16 protein-coding genes are annotated in these 16,284 nt (G+C 45.1%); 1 reads left to right on the top strand and 15 read right to left on the bottom strand.

Translation table 11 applies throughout. From position 1 onward, the window contains the following. Positions 1–7: 7 nt before the first annotated feature. Genes rsxA through rsxC form a run of 5 tightly spaced genes read right to left on the bottom strand, consistent with a single transcriptional unit; the run spans position 8 to position 4,215 of the window. A complete protein-coding gene (rsxA, locus tag LIR34_RS13560) occupies positions 8–586 on the bottom strand; it encodes an electron transport complex subunit RsxA (RefSeq protein WP_161284700.1) in 579 nt (192 codons plus the stop codon). Beyond that, entirely contained in the window at positions 583–1,299 is a 717-nt protein-coding gene (gene rsxE / locus LIR34_RS13555) for an electron transport complex subunit RsxE (protein ID WP_161284701.1), read from the bottom strand. The genes rsxA and rsxE overlap by 4 nt, the downstream gene beginning before the upstream one ends. Beyond that, positions 1,296–1,901, bottom strand: a complete 606-nt coding sequence (locus tag LIR34_RS13550) for an RnfABCDGE type electron transport complex subunit G (protein ID WP_161284702.1) — start codon at positions 1,899–1,901, stop codon at positions 1,296–1,298. Before LIR34_RS13550 ends, rsxE begins: the two co-directional genes overlap by 4 nt. After that, positions 1,898–2,878, bottom strand: a complete 981-nt coding sequence (locus tag LIR34_RS13545) for an RnfABCDGE type electron transport complex subunit D (protein ID WP_161284703.1) — start codon at positions 2,876–2,878, stop codon at positions 1,898–1,900. The genes LIR34_RS13550 and LIR34_RS13545 overlap by 4 nt, the downstream gene beginning before the upstream one ends. A 14-nt stretch (positions 2,879–2,892) precedes the next feature. Further along, the gene (gene rsxC, locus LIR34_RS13540) at positions 2,893–4,215 is read right to left on the bottom strand and encodes an electron transport complex subunit RsxC (protein ID WP_161284704.1); all 1,323 of its coding nucleotides are present in this window, start codon (positions 4,213–4,215) and stop codon (positions 2,893–2,895) included. A gap of 259 nt (positions 4,216–4,474) precedes the next feature. Between rsxC and LIR34_RS13535 the strand changes: the two genes are divergently transcribed. Next, positions 4,475–5,437, top strand: a complete 963-nt coding sequence (locus LIR34_RS13535; RefSeq protein WP_244092250.1) for a ribonuclease H-like domain-containing protein — start codon at positions 4,475–4,477, stop codon at positions 5,435–5,437. 104 nt (positions 5,438–5,541) lie between these two features. Here LIR34_RS13535 and rpsA read toward each other — a convergent pair whose 3' ends face one another. The 10 genes from rpsA to LIR34_RS13485 form a co-directional block, all read right to left on the bottom strand. Continuing rightward, complete coding sequence (rpsA, locus tag LIR34_RS13530) at positions 5,542–6,624, bottom strand: 30S ribosomal protein S1 (RefSeq protein ID WP_173902346.1); 1,083 nt, start codon at positions 6,622–6,624, stop codon at positions 5,542–5,544. Continuing rightward, complete coding sequence (gene ispH / locus LIR34_RS13525) at positions 6,605–7,471, bottom strand: 4-hydroxy-3-methylbut-2-enyl diphosphate reductase (protein WP_173902347.1); 867 nt, start codon at positions 7,469–7,471, stop codon at positions 6,605–6,607. Before ispH ends, rpsA begins: the two co-directional genes overlap by 20 nt. Before the next feature lie 5 nt (positions 7,472–7,476). Beyond that, a complete protein-coding gene (cmk, locus tag LIR34_RS13520; RefSeq protein WP_173902348.1) occupies positions 7,477–8,154 on the bottom strand; it encodes a (d)CMP kinase in 678 nt (225 codons plus the stop codon). Between the two features lie 28 nt (positions 8,155–8,182). Beyond that, positions 8,183–9,436: an NAD(P)/FAD-dependent oxidoreductase gene (locus LIR34_RS13515; RefSeq protein WP_173902349.1), complete on the bottom strand. Its 1,254-nt coding sequence runs from the start codon at positions 9,434–9,436 to the stop codon at positions 8,183–8,185. A 101-nt stretch (positions 9,437–9,537) separates the two neighbouring features. Continuing rightward, positions 9,538–10,950, bottom strand: coding sequence for an oxaloacetate decarboxylase subunit alpha (locus tag LIR34_RS13510; protein WP_161284710.1), 1,413 nt, complete (start codon positions 10,948–10,950; stop codon positions 9,538–9,540). A gap of 35 nt (positions 10,951–10,985) precedes the next feature. Continuing rightward, the gene (locus tag LIR34_RS13505; protein ID WP_161284711.1) at positions 10,986–12,134 is read right to left on the bottom strand and encodes a sodium ion-translocating decarboxylase subunit beta; all 1,149 of its coding nucleotides are present in this window, start codon (positions 12,132–12,134) and stop codon (positions 10,986–10,988) included. Between the two features lie 16 nt (positions 12,135–12,150). After that, the gene (locus tag LIR34_RS13500; RefSeq protein ID WP_161284712.1) at positions 12,151–12,519 is read right to left on the bottom strand and encodes a biotin/lipoyl-binding carrier protein; all 369 of its coding nucleotides are present in this window, start codon (positions 12,517–12,519) and stop codon (positions 12,151–12,153) included. 24 nt (positions 12,520–12,543) lie between these two features. Then, positions 12,544–13,314, bottom strand: a complete 771-nt coding sequence (locus tag LIR34_RS13495) for an OadG family transporter subunit (RefSeq protein WP_244092251.1) — start codon at positions 13,312–13,314, stop codon at positions 12,544–12,546. Then, the gene (locus tag LIR34_RS13490) at positions 13,301–14,737 is read right to left on the bottom strand and encodes an acyl-CoA carboxylase subunit beta (RefSeq protein ID WP_161284714.1); all 1,437 of its coding nucleotides are present in this window, start codon (positions 14,735–14,737) and stop codon (positions 13,301–13,303) included. Before LIR34_RS13490 ends, LIR34_RS13495 begins: the two co-directional genes overlap by 14 nt. 207 nt (positions 14,738–14,944) lie before the next feature. After that, entirely contained in the window at positions 14,945–16,144 is a 1,200-nt protein-coding gene (locus tag LIR34_RS13485; RefSeq protein WP_173902350.1) for a D-alanyl-D-alanine carboxypeptidase family protein, read from the bottom strand. Positions 16,145–16,284 lie beyond the last annotated feature (140 nt).

Below are 16,284 nucleotides of genomic sequence, written 5' to 3'. Positions count from 1 at the left end.
TCCTCTGTTACTTAATCAGTCCGGAGAATCCGAAGAAAGCAATCGCCATCAGACCTGCTGTGAGCAGGACAGTCGGGAAGCCTTTGAAAGATTCCGGAACATCGTTGAATTCAATTTTTTCTCTGATACCAGCCATCAGAGTAATAGAAATGGTAAAACCAACTGCTGTGGCAAATCCGTTCACAGTTCCCTGAAGGATGTTGTAGCTTTTCTGTACGTTTGTCAGTGCAACACCGAGAACTGCACAGTTTGTTGTGATCAGAGGAAGATATACACCAAGTGACTGATAAAGTGCCGGCATACCTTTCTTGAGGAACATCTCAACAAACTGAACCAGTGCAGCGATAATAAGAATAAATACGATCGTCTGTAAATATTCCATACCTGTCGGCACCAGGATAAAGTTGTAGATCAGACCTGTTACAAAAGAGGACAATGTGATAACGAAAATAATCGCACCACCCATTCCGGCTGCTGTTTCAATTCTCTTGGATACACCAAAGAACGGGCAGAGTCCGAGGAACTGGCTCAGGACTACGTTGTTGACGATCGCAGAGCTTACCAGGATCAGTAATAATTCTTTCATGCTTCCTTGCCTCCTTTGCACATTGTATTGTTGCAGGTATCACAGCCTGAACAGCATCCACAGCCTTCACTCGGATCAATACCTCTCTTTGCTGCACCGATCTTAAACTTGTTCTGAAGTGCTGCAAGCATGGCAAGAACAAAGAAAGCTCCAGGTGCAAGGATAAAGATCGTGATCGGCTCATAGCCCATCTTTCCGGCTGCCGCATCAGCAAGCGGAAGGATCTGACGTCCGAAGAGCTGTCCTGCACCGAGAAGTTCACGTACTGCACCGATACAGGTGATACTTAAAGTAAAACCAAGTCCCATGCCAATACCATCAAAGAGTGACGGAATCGGAGGATTCTTTGAAGCATAAGCCTCTGCACGACCAAGAATGATACAGTTTACAACGATAAGAGGAATATAAATTCCAAGTGCAGAATAAAGACTCGGAATGAATCCCTCTAACAGCATCTGCACGATGGTTACAAAAGATGCAACGACAACGATAAAGGCCGGCATACGAACTCCATCCGGAATAAACTTCCGAAGAAGGGAGATCATAAGGTTGGACATTGCCAGAACTACAGTTGTAGTCAGACCCATTCCGATACCGTTGATCGCAGATGTAGTAACCGCCAGTGTAGGACACATACCCAGCACCAGCACAAAAGTCGGGTTTTCTTTGATAATACCGTTTACAAGACGTTCTGCAGGTGTATTTGCTTTCATGACTCTGCTCCTCCTTCCACATAACGAAATGCACAAAGGCCGGCATTTACACCGTTTGTCATGGCATTTGTAGTAATTGTGGCACCACTGATGGCATCGATCTGATCGTCAGATGTGGCCCCTGTCTTGGTGTACTCGAATTTTTCTACTTTTTTGTCCTTGAACTGATCCTGGAAATCCGGATTTTTGGCCTTCATACCAAGTCCTGCAGTCTCGCTGATGGACAGGATGGAAATTCCATTTAAAGTTCCGTCATTCTGAATTCCCATGGTAAACTGGATATCTCCGCCATATCCTTCAGAATCTGTGACATTGAGTGCATAGCCGATCGTCTCGCCGGAAGCATCCTTCGCTTCCATGACTTCATTGATCGTCTGTGCGTTAAAATTGTTTTCTGCAAGGTTTGCTGCCAGTGCATCGGCATCCACTTCACATGGTTCAAAGCTGTCTGCATCTTCAAATACAGCCTTGTATGCCTCCTGCTTGGACTGTTCCTGCTGCTGTGCGATAGGGCCTTCCGTGATATCCTGGACTACGCCAAGAGCCAGACCTGCCACAAGCGTGATCGCAGTGATCGCGATCGTATCTTTTACAATACTCATGCTTTCTTACCTCCTTTTCCAAAGGCAACCGGTTTGGTCACTTTCTCGATCAGCGGTACCAGAAGGTTACAGAAGATGATCGCATAGGAAACACCCTCTGCGGATCCGCCAAAGAGACGGAAGATCGCGGTAACAACACCAAGACAGCATCCGTAGATCAGCTGGCCCTTCGGTGTGATCGGAGTTGTTACATAGTCTGTCGCCATGAACCATGCACCAAGCATAAGTCCGCCGCCGAACAGATGGCTGAAAAGATAGTTCACATCAAAGCCTTTGCCTGTTCCAAGCATATAAAAGATCACAAATACTGCAAAGCTTCCGATATATGTAAGCGGGATCTTGAGATCAATGACCTTGAATGCAAGGAGGATCACTGCACCGATCAGGATCGCAAGAGCAGAAGTTTCTCCGATGGTTCCATGAATGTTACCGATGAACAGATTTTTTACAGAAATGGAATCTGCTGTGAATCCGCTGTTCTTAAGCTCTGCAAGTGCAGTTGCTCCTGTAACGGTATCAATGCAATGATATCCGCTCAGCTTGTCCACTGCAAAATCGGTCATTTTACCTGTGAAAGAAATCATCAGGAAGCATCTTGCAGCCAGTGCCGGGTTCATAAAGTTCTGTCCAAGTCCGCCAAAAAGCTGCTTTACAACGATGATCGCAAAAGCACTGCCAAGTACAGGCATCCACAGCGGGATCTGAGGCGGCATATTGAGTGCAAGCAGAAGTCCTGTAACTGCTGCACTGAAATCAGTAACGGTATTCTTTTTATGCATAAGACGGTCATACAGCCATTCAAAAAATACGCTGGATGCTACCGTCACAAGTACAACAAGAAATGCACGGAAGCCGAAGTTCCAGATACCAAACAGTGTGGTTGGAAGCAGTGCAAGCACGACAAGCTGCATGATCCGACCTGTTGTCATTTTGTCCCTGACATGAGGATTAGATGATACATTTAACATTTGTTCCATTTTGTTCCCTCCCCCTATTTCTTCTTACGGCTGGCAAGAACCATTTTTCGCATGGATTTGATACTCTGGGTCAACGGTCTCTTTGCCGGGCAGATGTAACTGCAGCATCCGCACTCACAGCACTCCATACCATCCAGGGCTTCAAAGCCTGCCATATCACCACGTTCAGCCAGCGTAGCCAGACGTGCCGGAAGAACATGACCTGGACAGACACTTACGCAGCGTCCGCAGTTGATACACGCTGTCTGGATCTTCTGTGCTTCAGCTACTGCATCATGTTCCAGGAAAAGGAACGCAGATGTTGTCTTTGTACATGGAATATGAAGCTCATACAGCGGGAATCCCATCATCGGACCACCGGAAATAATCTTTTCGATCTTTGCTTTCAGTCCTCCTGCCGCATCGATCAGCTCTGACATATCTGTTCCTGTATAGACACTGAAGTTCTTAGGCGCTTTAATACCATCACCTGTTATCGTTACAACTCTGTCCACAACTGGTTTTCCCAGAATCACCGCTTCATATATAGCAATAACAGTTGCAACGTTATCTACCACACATCCGACATCTGCCGGGAGCATTGTGGAATTGATCTCTCTGCCGGTTGTGGCATAGATCAGAGTACGCTCACCACCCTGTGGATATTTGGTCATAACTTCTTTGACTTCGATTCTCGGGATATCCTTTACCAGTTTCTGCATCTTTTCGATACAGTCCGGTTTGTTATCCTCAATGCAGATATAGCCTTTGGCAGAATCAAAGAGTTTAAGGATCACCTTAAGTCCTTCTACAACCTTCTCCGGCTCTTCCAGCATTCTTCGATAGTCACTTGTAATATAAGGTTCACACTCTGCACCGTTTACCAGTACATATTCAATCTTGGAAGGATCCTTCGGTGCCAGCTTGACATGGGTCGGGAATCCGGCTCCACCCATACCAACAACTCCGCCTTCCTTGATACGGTTCAGGATCTCTTCTTTCGTCAGATCCTCAAGTGCAGCAGGAACAAACTCTACTTCCTGATACTGCTGGTCATTATCTACGATGACTGCATCAACCATTGCCCCTGTAGCATTCAGTCTCTTCTCGATGCCCTTGACGGTACCGGATACAGATGCATGCTGAGGTACCGATACAAATCCGCCTGCATCGGCAATCTTCTGTCCTGCAAGAACCTGGTCACCTTTTTTGACACACGGAACAGATGGAGCTCCAATGTGCTGAGACATCAGATAGACCATATCTCCCTTTGGGAGATACTTCTCAACCGGCTGGTTCTTTGCCAGTTCCTTACCTTCGTAAGGATGGATTCCGCCTTTAAAGGTCAGTTTTCCCATATATTCGTTTCCTCCTTTTTCATGAGCTCTGCCCAGAACGACCTGCTCATGTTTATTTTCTTTCTGATGATATCGCAAAACCCTATTTATACTATACATCTTTTTCTTCAAAAATTCACTACCAAATTTTCAAAATATTGTGTATAATCAAATACAATCAAGAAAGGAAAAATATCACATGATTGTTAAAAAAATGCCGATTTTACAAGGGTTTCCGACCCCTGATACTGTTAAATTTTTGTCGAGTACAGAATTAAAATTGTCAGAATTTACACCTGTTTTTTATGATATTGAGACTACAGGTTTATCCAGATATTCCACCTTTGTCTACCTCATCGGAGCCGTCAAATGGGAACAGAATCAGTGGATCCTCACACAATGGCTCGGAGAATCTCCGGAAGAAGAAGCCTTGATCATTCGCGAATTCACTAACTATCTACAGGATTCAACCTATACGATCCAGTACAACGGAGATCGTTTTGACCAGCCCTATCTTGAAGAACGCTGCCGAAAAAATGAGCTTCCGTCTCCATTTGAAGGACTCGCCTCAATCGATGTCTATCAGGTACTTAAATCCTGTCAAAGTTTGTTTAAATTATCACGAATGAAGCAGCCTGACCTGGAAAATCTCTTCCCTTCCATGCACAGAATCTACTGTGATGGAGGACAGTGTATCCGCCTGTACCGCTCCTATATGAAAAAAAAGGATCCAAAAGCACTGGAAACTGTGCTCGGACACAACCAGGAAGACTTACATGGTCTCGGACTTGTCTTTACGCTTCTGAGTTACAGATCACTCTATCTCGGAAAATACGAGCCTTCTGCAATCCGCATTCATGATCAGCAGGAGCTCGTGATCACACTGAAGCTAGAGCATCCGGTACCGATATCTGTCTCCTGTGTCACAGATGAATTTTACTTTACCGCCGACAGAGAGGAAGCACGTCTGCTTCTCCATCTAAAAAACGGAAAGCTCCGACAATACTACTCCAATTATAAGGATTACGAGTATCTTCCCGGAGAAGATCAGGCAATTCCCAAATCCCTCAGCCGCTATATGGACAAAAGTCTTCGAATGCCGGCCACACCTCAGACCTGTTATACATGGTTTCAATGTGACAAAAATTTTCTTAACAGCACTTCCATGCAAATGCAGTATCTGACACACTCTCTTCCCTGTCTTCTCAACAATCTCGGAACCAGGCGTACAAGTCCTTCTTAAGGCTTTGCAATACTTATTCGGAAATTTACAAAGTAATTTCCAAATAAAACAAAAAATCCCGGCAGATCTTAAGTCTGCCGGGATTTAATATTCTCGAGAACTAATTAAGCTTCTGTATCTTCTTCTGCCTGTGCAGGAGCTTCCAGTGCTTTTATGCTGAGGCTGATCTTCTTGTCTTCACCGTTGAAGTCAACAACCTTTGCCTCGATTTCCTGTCCGATGGAAAGTACATCAGATGGTTTTGCAACGTGCTCTCTGGAAATCTGGGATACGTGAAGAAGTGCATCGATTCCAGGTGCCAGTTCAACAAATGCACCAAAATCTGTCATACGGGCAACTTTACCAGTTACAACGTTTCCTACTGCAAATTTCTCTGCAGCTGTCAGCCATGGATTCTCTTCCGGGAATTTCATGGAAAGTGCAATCTTGTCTCCATTAATCTCTTTGATCATAACTTTAACTTCATCGCCAACGTTGAATACTTTCTTCGGATTCTCTACTCTGCCCCAGGACATTTCGGAAATATGAAGAAGTCCGTCTGCTCCGCCAAGATCGATGAATGCACCGAAATCTGTAACGTTCTTAACAGTACCTGTAACAACATCACCAACGTTGATCTTTTCCATGAGTTCTTTCTGTTTCTCTGCTTTCTCAGCAAGAAGAAGCTGTTTACGGTTACCGATGATACGGCGTCTTCTCGGGTTGAACTCTGTGATCACGAATTCGATTTCCTGATCTGCGTATTTGGAAAGATCTTTCTCATAAGTATCGGATACAAGGCTTGCAGGGATGAATACTCTTGCTTCATCAATGTTTACACAAAGTCCGCCATCCAGTACCTGTGTTACAGGTGCTTTGAGTACTTCCTGAGATTCAAAAGCAGCTTCCAGACGTTTGTTGCCTTTCTCTGCAGCAAGACGTTTGTATGTCAGGATAACCTGTCCCTCTCCATCATTTACTTTCAGGACTTTTGCTTCCATAGTATCACCAACTTTAACTGCATCGGTAAGTACCAGGGAAGAATCGTTGGAATATTCATTCTTTGTGATGATACCATCTGCTTTATAACCGATATTCAGGATGATCTCATCCTCTTTGACATCGATAACAGTACCCTGTACGATCTCTCCATTTCTGATTGTTTTTACGGAATCCTCCAGCATCTGTTCAAAACTTAATTCTGACATGTTCTTGAACCTCCTCAATAATTTTCTTTGGGGTGGACGCCCCTGCTGTAATACCTACACAACTACTGCGATGGAACATTTCAGAATCCAAGTCTACAGGTGTTTGTATATAGTAAGTATTTCCACATTCCTCTTTGCATATTTCAAACAGCTTTTGAGTATTGGAACTATGTCTGCCACCGATGACAAGCATAGTGTCTACCTCTCCGGCTATGTTTTTTGCTTCTTTCTGCCGTTCTTCAGTAGCATTACAAATAGTGTTTAAAATATTGCTAATATTTAAAACATTATTATAATACCTCTTTTCGCAAAGAATTTCAACTAATTCTTTAAATTTGTTGTAATTAAATGTCGTCTGTGATACGATGCACGCCTCCATATCCGGATCGGGAATCATATTTTCAACATCTTCTCTGTTCTTGAGAACCCTGTAAGGACCATGACACCATCCGCAGATTCCCTGAACCTCCGGATGCTTCGGATCACCAAAAATAAAAATCTGTCTGCCTGCAAGGCTTTCCTTCTCGACGATCCTGTGTATCTTCAGAACGAAAGGACAGGTAACATCCACATACTCAAGATTGTTTTCTTTGAGTTTCTGATAAATATCTCTCCCTACTCCATGGGACCGTATCACAACCGTACCGCCCCTGATCTGATCCAGTTCTTCTGCCTGAATCACCTGCACGCCCCTGGATTCCAGATCGGATACAACCTCTTCATTGTGGATGATCGGGCCCAGAGTATAGATCGGAGAAACTCCTTCTTCGATCAGCTGATAGACTTTATCGACCGCACGTTTGACCCCAAAGCAGAATCCGGCAGTTTTGGCTACTTTTACCTTCATACTCCTCATTCCTCTTCTGATACTTTTGTGTGATATACAGAAAGGATCTTCTCCACGGTCTCATCAATCGTAAGCTCTGAGGAATCCACAAGGACCGCATCCTTCGCCTGACAGAGCGGAGAAACCTCTCTGGTCATATCCCTGTGATCCCTCTCCTCGATGGTTTTCTGGATTTCTGCAAGATTACAGTCCTCTCCTCTTTCCTGATATTCCAGATAACGGCGGCGTGCTCTGGTCAGAGAACTTGCTGTAAGGTAAATTTTGACATCCGCATCCGGCAGAATGGTTGTTCCGATATCTCTCCCGTCCATGACGACACTCATGGTCCTTGCCAGCTTGCGCTGCAGATCCAGAAGCTTTGCCCTCACCCGCGGCACTGCTGAGCTTACGGAGGCCATCCCGCTTACTTCCTCCGTGCGAAGATAGTCATTTACATTTTCTCCGTCAAGAAGGACGATCTGCTCTCCGTTCTGATACTCAATAGAAATCTCCGCATTCTGACATGCTTCTCCGATCTCGTCCAGATTTTCCCGGTTTACGCCCTTTCTCAGAAGATAAAGTGCCATAGCCCGATACATGGCTCCTGTGTCCACGTATACAAACGAAAGCTCTTTTGCCACTTTTTTTGCTACCGTGCTTTTGCCCGCTCCTGCCGGACCGTCAATTGCAATATTGTGTACCATTTATTTCAGCCTCCTGCTTATTTCTTTGTTACTGTTCGCAGTAACTCTTTTCACTTATATCCATAGCAGCAAGATATGCGGTGGACCATGCAATCTGAAGATTATAGCCCCCTGTTACTGCATCAAGATCAAGAACTTCTCCTGTAAAATACAGGTTTTTGATTTTTTTGGATTCCATGCTTCCCGGATTGATATCCCTGACAGAGACTCCACCCTGTGTAATGACTGCTTCTTTAAATTCGCCCGGTTCTGTGATCGTAAACGGAAAATTCTTGACTGTCATGCCGAAAGCAAGTCTCTCTTCTCTGGATATCTCATGGATCACTTTATCCCCTGGTATTCCGCCGATTTCAAGCATTACCGGTGTCAGAGAAGAAGGAAACAGGACTCCTATCACATTTTTGAACTGTTTGTTCTTGCCATTTTCAAATTCTCTCAGGATCCTCTCATCCAACTGTTCCAGAGAAAGTGCCGGCTTAAGGTCAATAAACGCAGTCAGTTCTTCTCCCTTGACCAGATATTTGCCAAGTCTGGCACTGGCACTTAAGATCAGAGGACCTGTAACACCGGTATGTGTAAACATCATCTCCCCGAAATCCCGATAAAGAATCTTCTTGCCGCGTCTGACAGTAAGTTCCACATTCTTAAGAGAAAGACCTGTCATCCTCGGAATGTAATCTTCTCTGGTCTTAAGCGGAACCAGGGATGGAATACAGTCTGTCACCTGATGCCCGGTCTCTCTGGCAAAACGGTATCCGTCTCCTGTGGATCCCGTCGTCGGATAAGACAGACCACCTGTCGCGACAACTACAGCGTCTGCGCGCTTTATTTCACCATCTGCAAGAGAAACTCCCACAGCAGCACCGTCCTGCGTCAGAATCTCTCTGACCTCGCTTCTGAATCTGACATGAACACCATACTTCTTCATCAGACGTTCCAGACCACGGATGATATCTGATGAGCGGTCAGATTCCGGAAATACACGGTTTCCTCTCTCCGTCTTAAGCGGTACCCCCGCTTCTTCAAGGAGAGCCATCATATCCTGACTGTTAAAAGTATAAAATGCACTGTACAGAAACTTGCTGTTCGTCATGACTGCCCGGAGCAGTTCTTCAACCTCACAGTTATTTGTAACATTGCATCTCCCTTTTCCTGTAATATAGAGTTTTTTTCCCAGCTTTTCATTCTTTTCAAACAAAAAAATCTCACAGCCGTTTCTGGCGGCAATAATACTGCACAGCATACCTGCTGCTCCGCCTCCGACAATTATCACTTTGTTCATGGAAATCCTTTCTTTTTTGCAAGCAAGCCCGTCAGAAAAATCTGGCGGGCCTGCTTTCCTGTATCAGAATCCTATCCAAAACAGGGACTTCTTTATATTTTTTAGACCGGATATGCTCCGTTTTCTGTATCTGCAGCTTTTTCGTCTACTTTTTTCTCCTGAGCCTGACGGTATTTGAAGAAATCAGTAGCAACCTGCGGGAACAGTGCATAGGACAGAACGTCCTCATCCTGCTCTTTGTAAGCAGACATTTCTGTTTCCAGCTTATCCAGCTCGTTGTCGAGAAGGTCTGCCGGACGACAGGTAATCGGTTTTGCATCGCCGATGCACTTCTTCTGTACTTCCTGGTTGAACGGTTTTACGGTTGCTCCGTATTTTCCTAACAGGATGTCTTTTGTTTCTTTTGTTACCATCTTGTATCTCTCGCCCATAAGTACGTTGAATACAGCCTGTGTACCAACGATCTGGGAAGACGGAGTTACGAGCGGCGGCTCACCAAGGTCTTTACGAACCTTCGGAACTTCCTCAAGAACATCATAGAATTTATCTTCTGCATGCTGTTCTTTCAGCTGTGATGTCAGGTTGGAAAGCATTCCGCCCGGTACCTGATACAGAAGAGTCTTGATATTAACGCCAAGGTTCTTCGGATTCAGAAGGCCGCTGTCCAGAGCTTCATCACGGATCGGACGGAAGTAATCAGCGATCTCAGCAAGGAGTTTCTGATCAAATCCTGTGTCATATGGTGTACCCTTGAAGGTTTCTACCATAACCTCTGTTGCAGGCTGGGAAGTTCCCAGAGCGAACGGAGACATTGCAGTGTCGATGATGTCAACGCCTGCCTCTACTGCCTTGAGGTATGTCATGGAAGCAACACCGGATGTGTAATGTGTATGAAGGTCGATCGGGATGCTTACAGCATCTTTGAGTGCTCCTACAAGCTCAGTTGCTTTGTAAGGAAGCAGAAGACCTGCCATATCTTTGATACAGATAGAATCTGCACCCATCTCTTCGATGTGTTTTGCGATGTTTACCCAGTACTCAAGAGTATATGCATCGCCTAAAGTGTAGGAAAGAGCAACCTGTGCGTGTGCTTTTTCTTTGTTTGCAGCCTTTACAGCTGTCTGAAGGTTACGCATATCATTGAGACAGTCAAAAATACGGATGATGTCGATTCCGTTTGCTGCGGATTTCTGTACGAAATATTCTACTACATCATCTGCGTACGGACGGTATCCAAGGATGTTCTGTCCACGGAAGAGCATCTGAAGTTTGGTGTTTTTGAAGCCGTCACGTAATTTACGAAGTCTTTCCCACGGATCTTCCTTGAGGAAACGAAGGGAAGCGTCAAAAGTAGCTCCACCCCAGCACTCTACTGCATGGTAGCCGACTTTATCCATTTTATCTACGATTGGAAGCATCTGTTCTGTGGTCAGTCTGGTTGCAATCAGAGACTGATGTGCATCACGGAGAACAGTTTCCACAATTTTTACAGGTTTTTTTTCTAATTCAGCCATTATGTTTTCTCCTTGTATTTATTAAGTACTCTAGGTCAGACTCCAAAGATAGCCATGAAGGTTCCAGCTGCAACGGCTGTTCCGATTACACCGGCTACGTTCGGTCCCATCGCATGCATCAGAAGGAAGTTTGTAGGATCCGCTTCTGCGCCGACTTTCTGAGAAACGCGGGCAGCCATAGGAACCGCAGATACACCTGCCGAACCGATTAGAGGATTGATCTTTCCGCCTGACAGTTTACACATCAGTTTACCGAGCATACATCCGCCAAAGGTACCAAATGCAAACGCTACAAGACCAAGAACAACGATTTTCAGAGTGTCAATATTAAGGAATGCTTCTGCACTTGTGGAAGCACCTACAGATGTACCAAGCAGGATAACTACGATGTACATCAGCGCGTTGGATGCTGTTTCTGTAAGCTGTTTAACAACGCCAGACTCACGGAAGAGGTTACCAAGCATCAGCATACCTACCAGCGGAGCTGTTGTAGGAAGAATCAGGCACACAACGATGGTAATTACGATCGGGAAGAGAATCTTCTCGATTTTGGTTACAGGACGAAGCTGATCCATTTTGATTTTACGTTCTTTCTCTGTAGTACAGAGTTTCATGATTGGCGGCTGAATGATCGGAACCAGTGACATATAAGAATATGCCGCCACCGCGATCGGTCCCATTAAAGTGGTCTGTCCAAGTTTTCCTGCAAGGAAAATGGAAGTAGGACCATCTGCTCCACCGATGATGGAGATTGCTGCTGCTGCCTTTCCGTTGAATCCAAGGAAGATTGCAAGGAAGTATGCAACATAGATACCAAGCTGTGCAGCTGCTCCAAGAAGGAAACTCTTCGGATTGGCGATCAGCGGACCAAAGTCTGTCATCGCACCAACGCCCATAAAGATCAGGGACGGAAGAATACTCCACTCATCAAGGATATAGAAGTAATGCAGAAGACCACCAACACCATTGGACATGTCTTCCGGATTTGCCATAATATCCGGGTAGATGTTTACCAGGAGCATACCAAAAGCGATCGGAACCAAAAGAAGCGGCTCAAAACCTTTTTTGATAGCAAGGAATAAGAATACACACGCCACCGCGATCATCAGATAGTTTCCCCATGTCAGGTTAAAAAATGCCGTCTGATGAATCAGGTTGGACAGGGTTTCTGTTACATAAGACATTTGATTACCTCCCGTCCTAGTTCATTGTAGCCAGAGTATCTCCGTTTTCTACGGATGCGCCTTCGGATGTATCGATGCTGGCTACAGTACCATCCTGAGGAGCAACAACCGGGATTTCCATCTTCATGGATTCCAGGATCACGATGTTGTCTCCTGCTTTTACTGCCTGTCCTGCGGAAGCTACGACTTTGAGGACTTTACCTGGTACAGAAGCAGTAACTTTCACTGCACCTGCTCCTGCTGCCGGTGCTGCTGCCTTAGGAGCTGCTTTCGGTGCTGCCTTCGGTGCTGCTACAGGTGCTGCTGCCGGTGTGCTTACGCTTCCTGTTTCTTCTACAGTAACTTCATATGCTGTTCCGTTTACGGTGATTGTATAGCTTTTCATTTTTAATCCTCCTAAAATTGTCAATTACCTTTTTTTACGGTTGATCTTACGAATGGAGCGTACAACAAATCCGTCTGTTGTAGTTCCCTCTGATGCCGCGATTGCCGCTGCAATTACAGCGATCAGTTCTGAATCATCAGCTTCCTCCTGTACAGGTACTGCCACAGGAACCGGCGCCGGTGCCGGAGTTTCTTCTTTCTTCTTCTTAACCTGCTGTGCCCCGGATCCCGGAACAAATTTAAACAGGGAGATAAGGAAGATCAGGAATGCAAGGATCACAAATACAGTACCAAGTCCCATGAGAGTATTCAGTGCTGCATTCTTCATGATTGTCGCAAAAGAATACTTAACATCAACGGTCAGGGAAGTAGGGTTCATTTTTTTGTCGATTACGTAGACAAAGTCTGCATCTTCTTTTTCGAATTCGACCTCAACAGTAGCAGTGTATTCCTTATCCTTATCGTCATACTCTACTTCTACTGTGTCACCGATCTCCTTCAGGTCACCTACTTCTTTCTTAACACCACTCCAGGCTGTCATCGCATTTACAACAAATTCATTATCTTCTTCCAGGTACTGCTCGATCTCAGCATCTGACAAGCCGATAATTTCATCTGTTACTGCTCCAACATAAGCTTCAACCTGAGTCTTAACATTATCATCCATCTCACCGTCTGCCCAGACAAGAGCTGTGCCTGAGAACATCAGAGATGCGGCACACGCAAACGCAGCACAGGTAGTGGATGCTTTCTTTAACATCTGATTCATATGCTCACCTCGCTTAGACTGTGCCATGTTTCTTAGCTGGACGGTCTTCTCTCTTTGTGAACAGCATTTCAAATGCTCCGATCACGTATTTACGTGTATCAGCCGGAGCGATCACAGTATCTACATAACCTCTTGCTGCTGCGGACTCTACGTTAGACTGCAGTGCTCTGTACTCAGCTGCCTTCTCATTCAGGACAGAAGCCTCTGATCCCGGATACATGATCTTGGCTGCCATGGAGGCATCCATCATACCGATTTCTGCATTCTCCCATGCATAAACAAAATCTGCTCCTACAGATTTGCTGTTCATAGCCACATAAGCAGTTCCGTATGCCTTGCCGATGATCACATTAACCTTCGGTACAGTTGCGGATGCAAATGCATGAACAAGTTCTCCGACAGCTTTTGCCATTACCTTTTCGCTGCATACGGTTGCATTGAATCCGGTTACATTTGTAAGAGTCAGCACCGGAATTTCAAAAGCATCACAGAATTTAACAAATCCGGCAGCTTTTCTTGCACCTCTTGCAGAAAGAGTTCCATCGAATTCTTCTGCCTTCTTGCCTTCTGCATCGTAAACTTCTGTTCTGTTGGCTACTGCACCTACAGTCATTCCGTTTACACGAAGGAAACCGGTAACAACGTCTTTACCATAGTCTCTCTTTGTCTCAAAGAAAATTCCATTGTCTGCGATTCTGGAAAGTGCGAGGGATGTGTCTCCTGCACATGCTGCGATATCTTCGCATGCACGGTTCAGATCATCTGTGCACTCTTCAAAAGAATCGTTGTCTTCGAAATTGGATGGAAGAAGTCCGATAAGCTGACGGATTTCAGCAAGAATCTCTTCCTCTGATTCTACTGCATCGATAAGTCCAGTTTCTTTGCTCTGGAATTCTGCGGATGCTGTATCACATTTCTCTGTGTAGTTTCCATCCAGTGCATTCGGGCTGTTTACAAACATCTTGCCTTTCTTGGATTCGATGAATGTAAAGTCTGTCAGTGCCGGAACAACTGCCATTCCTCCGCCACAGGTACCAAATACAGCTGTGATCTGCGGGATCATTCCGGATGCCATTGTCTGTTTCAGATAAATTCCACCAAACGCTTCCAGTGCATCTGTTGCTTCCTGCAGACGCATTCCTGCACAGTCAACAAGACCGATCACCGGTGCGCCTGTCTTCATAGCCAGGTCATATAAAGCAGAAATCTTCTTTGCATGCATTTCGCCGACTGTTCCGTTCAGTACGGAAGCATCCTGGCTGTATACATAGACAAGATTTCCGTCGATCACACCATATCCGGTGATAACACCGTCTGAAGGCGCTTTTGTTTCAGCCATGTTAAAATCTGTGGATCTGGCTGTTACGCTTTTCCCGATTTCAACAAAACTGTTGGCGTCAAGCAAAGAATTTATTCTTGTGCCTGCTAAGCTTTGTGTTGCATTACTCATTCTCTTTTGCCCTCCATGTTTATAAAATTTTAAAATATAACCAAAATTTTAGCCGATTATAATTGTAACCTGTTTTCAATATTTTTTCAATACATTTCCGTTTTTTTGTTAATTTTTTAACTCCTAAATTTATTTTGCGACAATACAATTTTTTTGTATTTTACAAAAAAAGCCCTCGCTGCCGCGAAAAGGCTCTTCCCTCTGCTCTCAATGAAAAAATTTTTCTGAAACATACTCCAGTACCCGAAAAAAGGTTCTACGCTCGACCGACTGTTCCGCCAGAACCGGGTAGGAGGCCAGAATCTGTCCGTCAAGCAAAAATGTCACCCTGCCGATCTTATCACGGCGCTTTACCGGAGCCTCAAGCATCTCTGGTACATTCACCCGGCATACAATCCTTTCATCGTCTGCAAGAAGCATCTGCCTCTCCTTCTGTTCCGTGTCGACATCGGATATACCACGGATATACTGCACTCTTTTGGTGGGATCTTCCCGAAATCCGTTCTTTACCCGGATCAGTGGAATTTCCGGATCTTCCCACCAGCTTCGATAGTTATAATTTTTTTCTCCGTATGTAAGAAGTGCAGACGCATCCTTCCATTTATAGGTCTTATGGTCCGGCCATCCGCTCCCCAAAAGAGCAACGATAAAGGTTTTTCCATCTCTTTCTTCTGCACACACATAACAGTATCCTGCATCTCCTGTATATCCTGTTTTTCCCGAAACGATCCCTTCCCGCATATCCAGAAATGCATTGGTGTTGTGGATTGAAAAAGTCCGCTTCTTCTGAATGTCCGAGAAAGAATATTCTCTGGTTTGTGTGATCTTAAGAAACATAGGATTCTGTATGGCATATCGCATGATCCGTGCCAGATCTCTCGCAGTCGTATGATGTATCCCGCCGCTGTCTTTCGCGTCGAGACCATTGGGTGTCACAAAATGCGTATCCGTACAGCCAAGCTCTTCTGCTTTCTGATTCATCATAGCCGCAAATCCTTCTGTGGAACCTCCGATACGCTCTGCGATCGCAACCGCAGTATCATTATGGCTCTGCAGCATCAGGGAATATAAAAGATCCTCAAGGTAATACTGTTCTCCCTCCCGGATTCCAAGACGTACCTCCGGCTGGGATGCTGCCCTTGAGGAAACCTGCACATAATCATCACCCTGTCCGTTTTCCAGCGCAAGGATACAGGTCAGGACCTTTGTGGTACTCGCATTCGGCCGCGGCGTTTCTCCTTCTTTTTCGTACAGAACTCTCCCGGAGTCCCCATCCATCAAAATAGCCGAAAGAGCATAGAGATTCCCCGGGGAGGAATCCGTCCCTGATACATCATAGACTACAGAATTCAGTATAAAAAATGTCAAAAGCACGATTACGGCTGCCGTATGATATCTGCACTTCATATTCCACCTCTTATTCTTGATAGAATATTTTATGCAGACCTGTCCTGACTATATTCCTGTTACCTGACTTTCAGTGAAATTCAACGTAACTGTTCACAGGTAATATCCCGCGAGGTGTTTTGCCATGAATATGGCAAAAT

The organism is Blautia sp. MSK17_66, from assembly GCF_020538025.1.
Classification (GTDB): Bacteria; Bacillota; Clostridia; order Lachnospirales; family Lachnospiraceae; genus Blautia_A.
The sequence above is the reverse complement of the archived record's forward strand: the minus strand, read 5'-3'. Positions and strand labels throughout refer to the sequence as shown.

Coding starts and splice junctions, on each gene's coding strand:
- rsxC (WP_161284704.1), bottom strand. CDS start 4,215: ATGGGAAAACTGACCTTTAAAGGCGGAATCCATCCTTACGAAGGTAAG.
- LIR34_RS13500 (WP_161284712.1), bottom strand. CDS start 12,519: ATGAAAAGCTATACAATCACCGTAAACGGAACAGCATATGAAGTTACT.
- LIR34_RS13495 (WP_244092251.1), bottom strand. CDS start 13,314: ATGGCACAGTCTAAGCGAGGTGAGCATATGAATCAGATGTTAAAGAAA.
- rpsA (WP_173902346.1), bottom strand. CDS start 6,624: ATGTCAGAATTAAGTTTTGAACAGATGCTGGAGGATTCCGTAAAAACA.
- LIR34_RS13550 (WP_161284702.1), bottom strand. CDS start 1,901: ATGAGTATTGTAAAAGATACGATCGCGATCACTGCGATCACGCTTGTG.
- LIR34_RS13485 (WP_173902350.1), bottom strand. CDS start 16,144: ATGAAGTGCAGATATCATACGGCAGCCGTAATCGTGCTTTTGACATTT.
- LIR34_RS13490 (WP_161284714.1), bottom strand. CDS start 14,737: ATGAGTAATGCAACACAAAGCTTAGCAGGCACAAGAATAAATTCTTTG.
- rsxE (WP_161284701.1), bottom strand. CDS start 1,299: ATGAAAGCAAATACACCTGCAGAACGTCTTGTAAACGGTATTATCAAA.
- cmk (WP_173902348.1), bottom strand. CDS start 8,154: ATGGTACACAATATTGCAATTGACGGTCCGGCAGGAGCGGGCAAAAGC.
- LIR34_RS13505 (WP_161284711.1), bottom strand. CDS start 12,134: ATGTCTTATGTAACAGAAACCCTGTCCAACCTGATTCATCAGACGGCA.
- LIR34_RS13515 (WP_173902349.1), bottom strand. CDS start 9,436: ATGAACAAAGTGATAATTGTCGGAGGCGGAGCAGCAGGTATGCTGTGC.
- rsxA (WP_161284700.1), bottom strand. CDS start 586: ATGAAAGAATTATTACTGATCCTGGTAAGCTCTGCGATCGTCAACAAC.
- LIR34_RS13545 (WP_161284703.1), bottom strand. CDS start 2,878: ATGGAACAAATGTTAAATGTATCATCTAATCCTCATGTCAGGGACAAA.
- LIR34_RS13510 (WP_161284710.1), bottom strand. CDS start 10,950: ATGGCTGAATTAGAAAAAAAACCTGTAAAAATTGTGGAAACTGTTCTC.
- ispH (WP_173902347.1), bottom strand. CDS start 7,471: ATGAAGGTAAAAGTAGCCAAAACTGCCGGATTCTGCTTTGGGGTCAAA.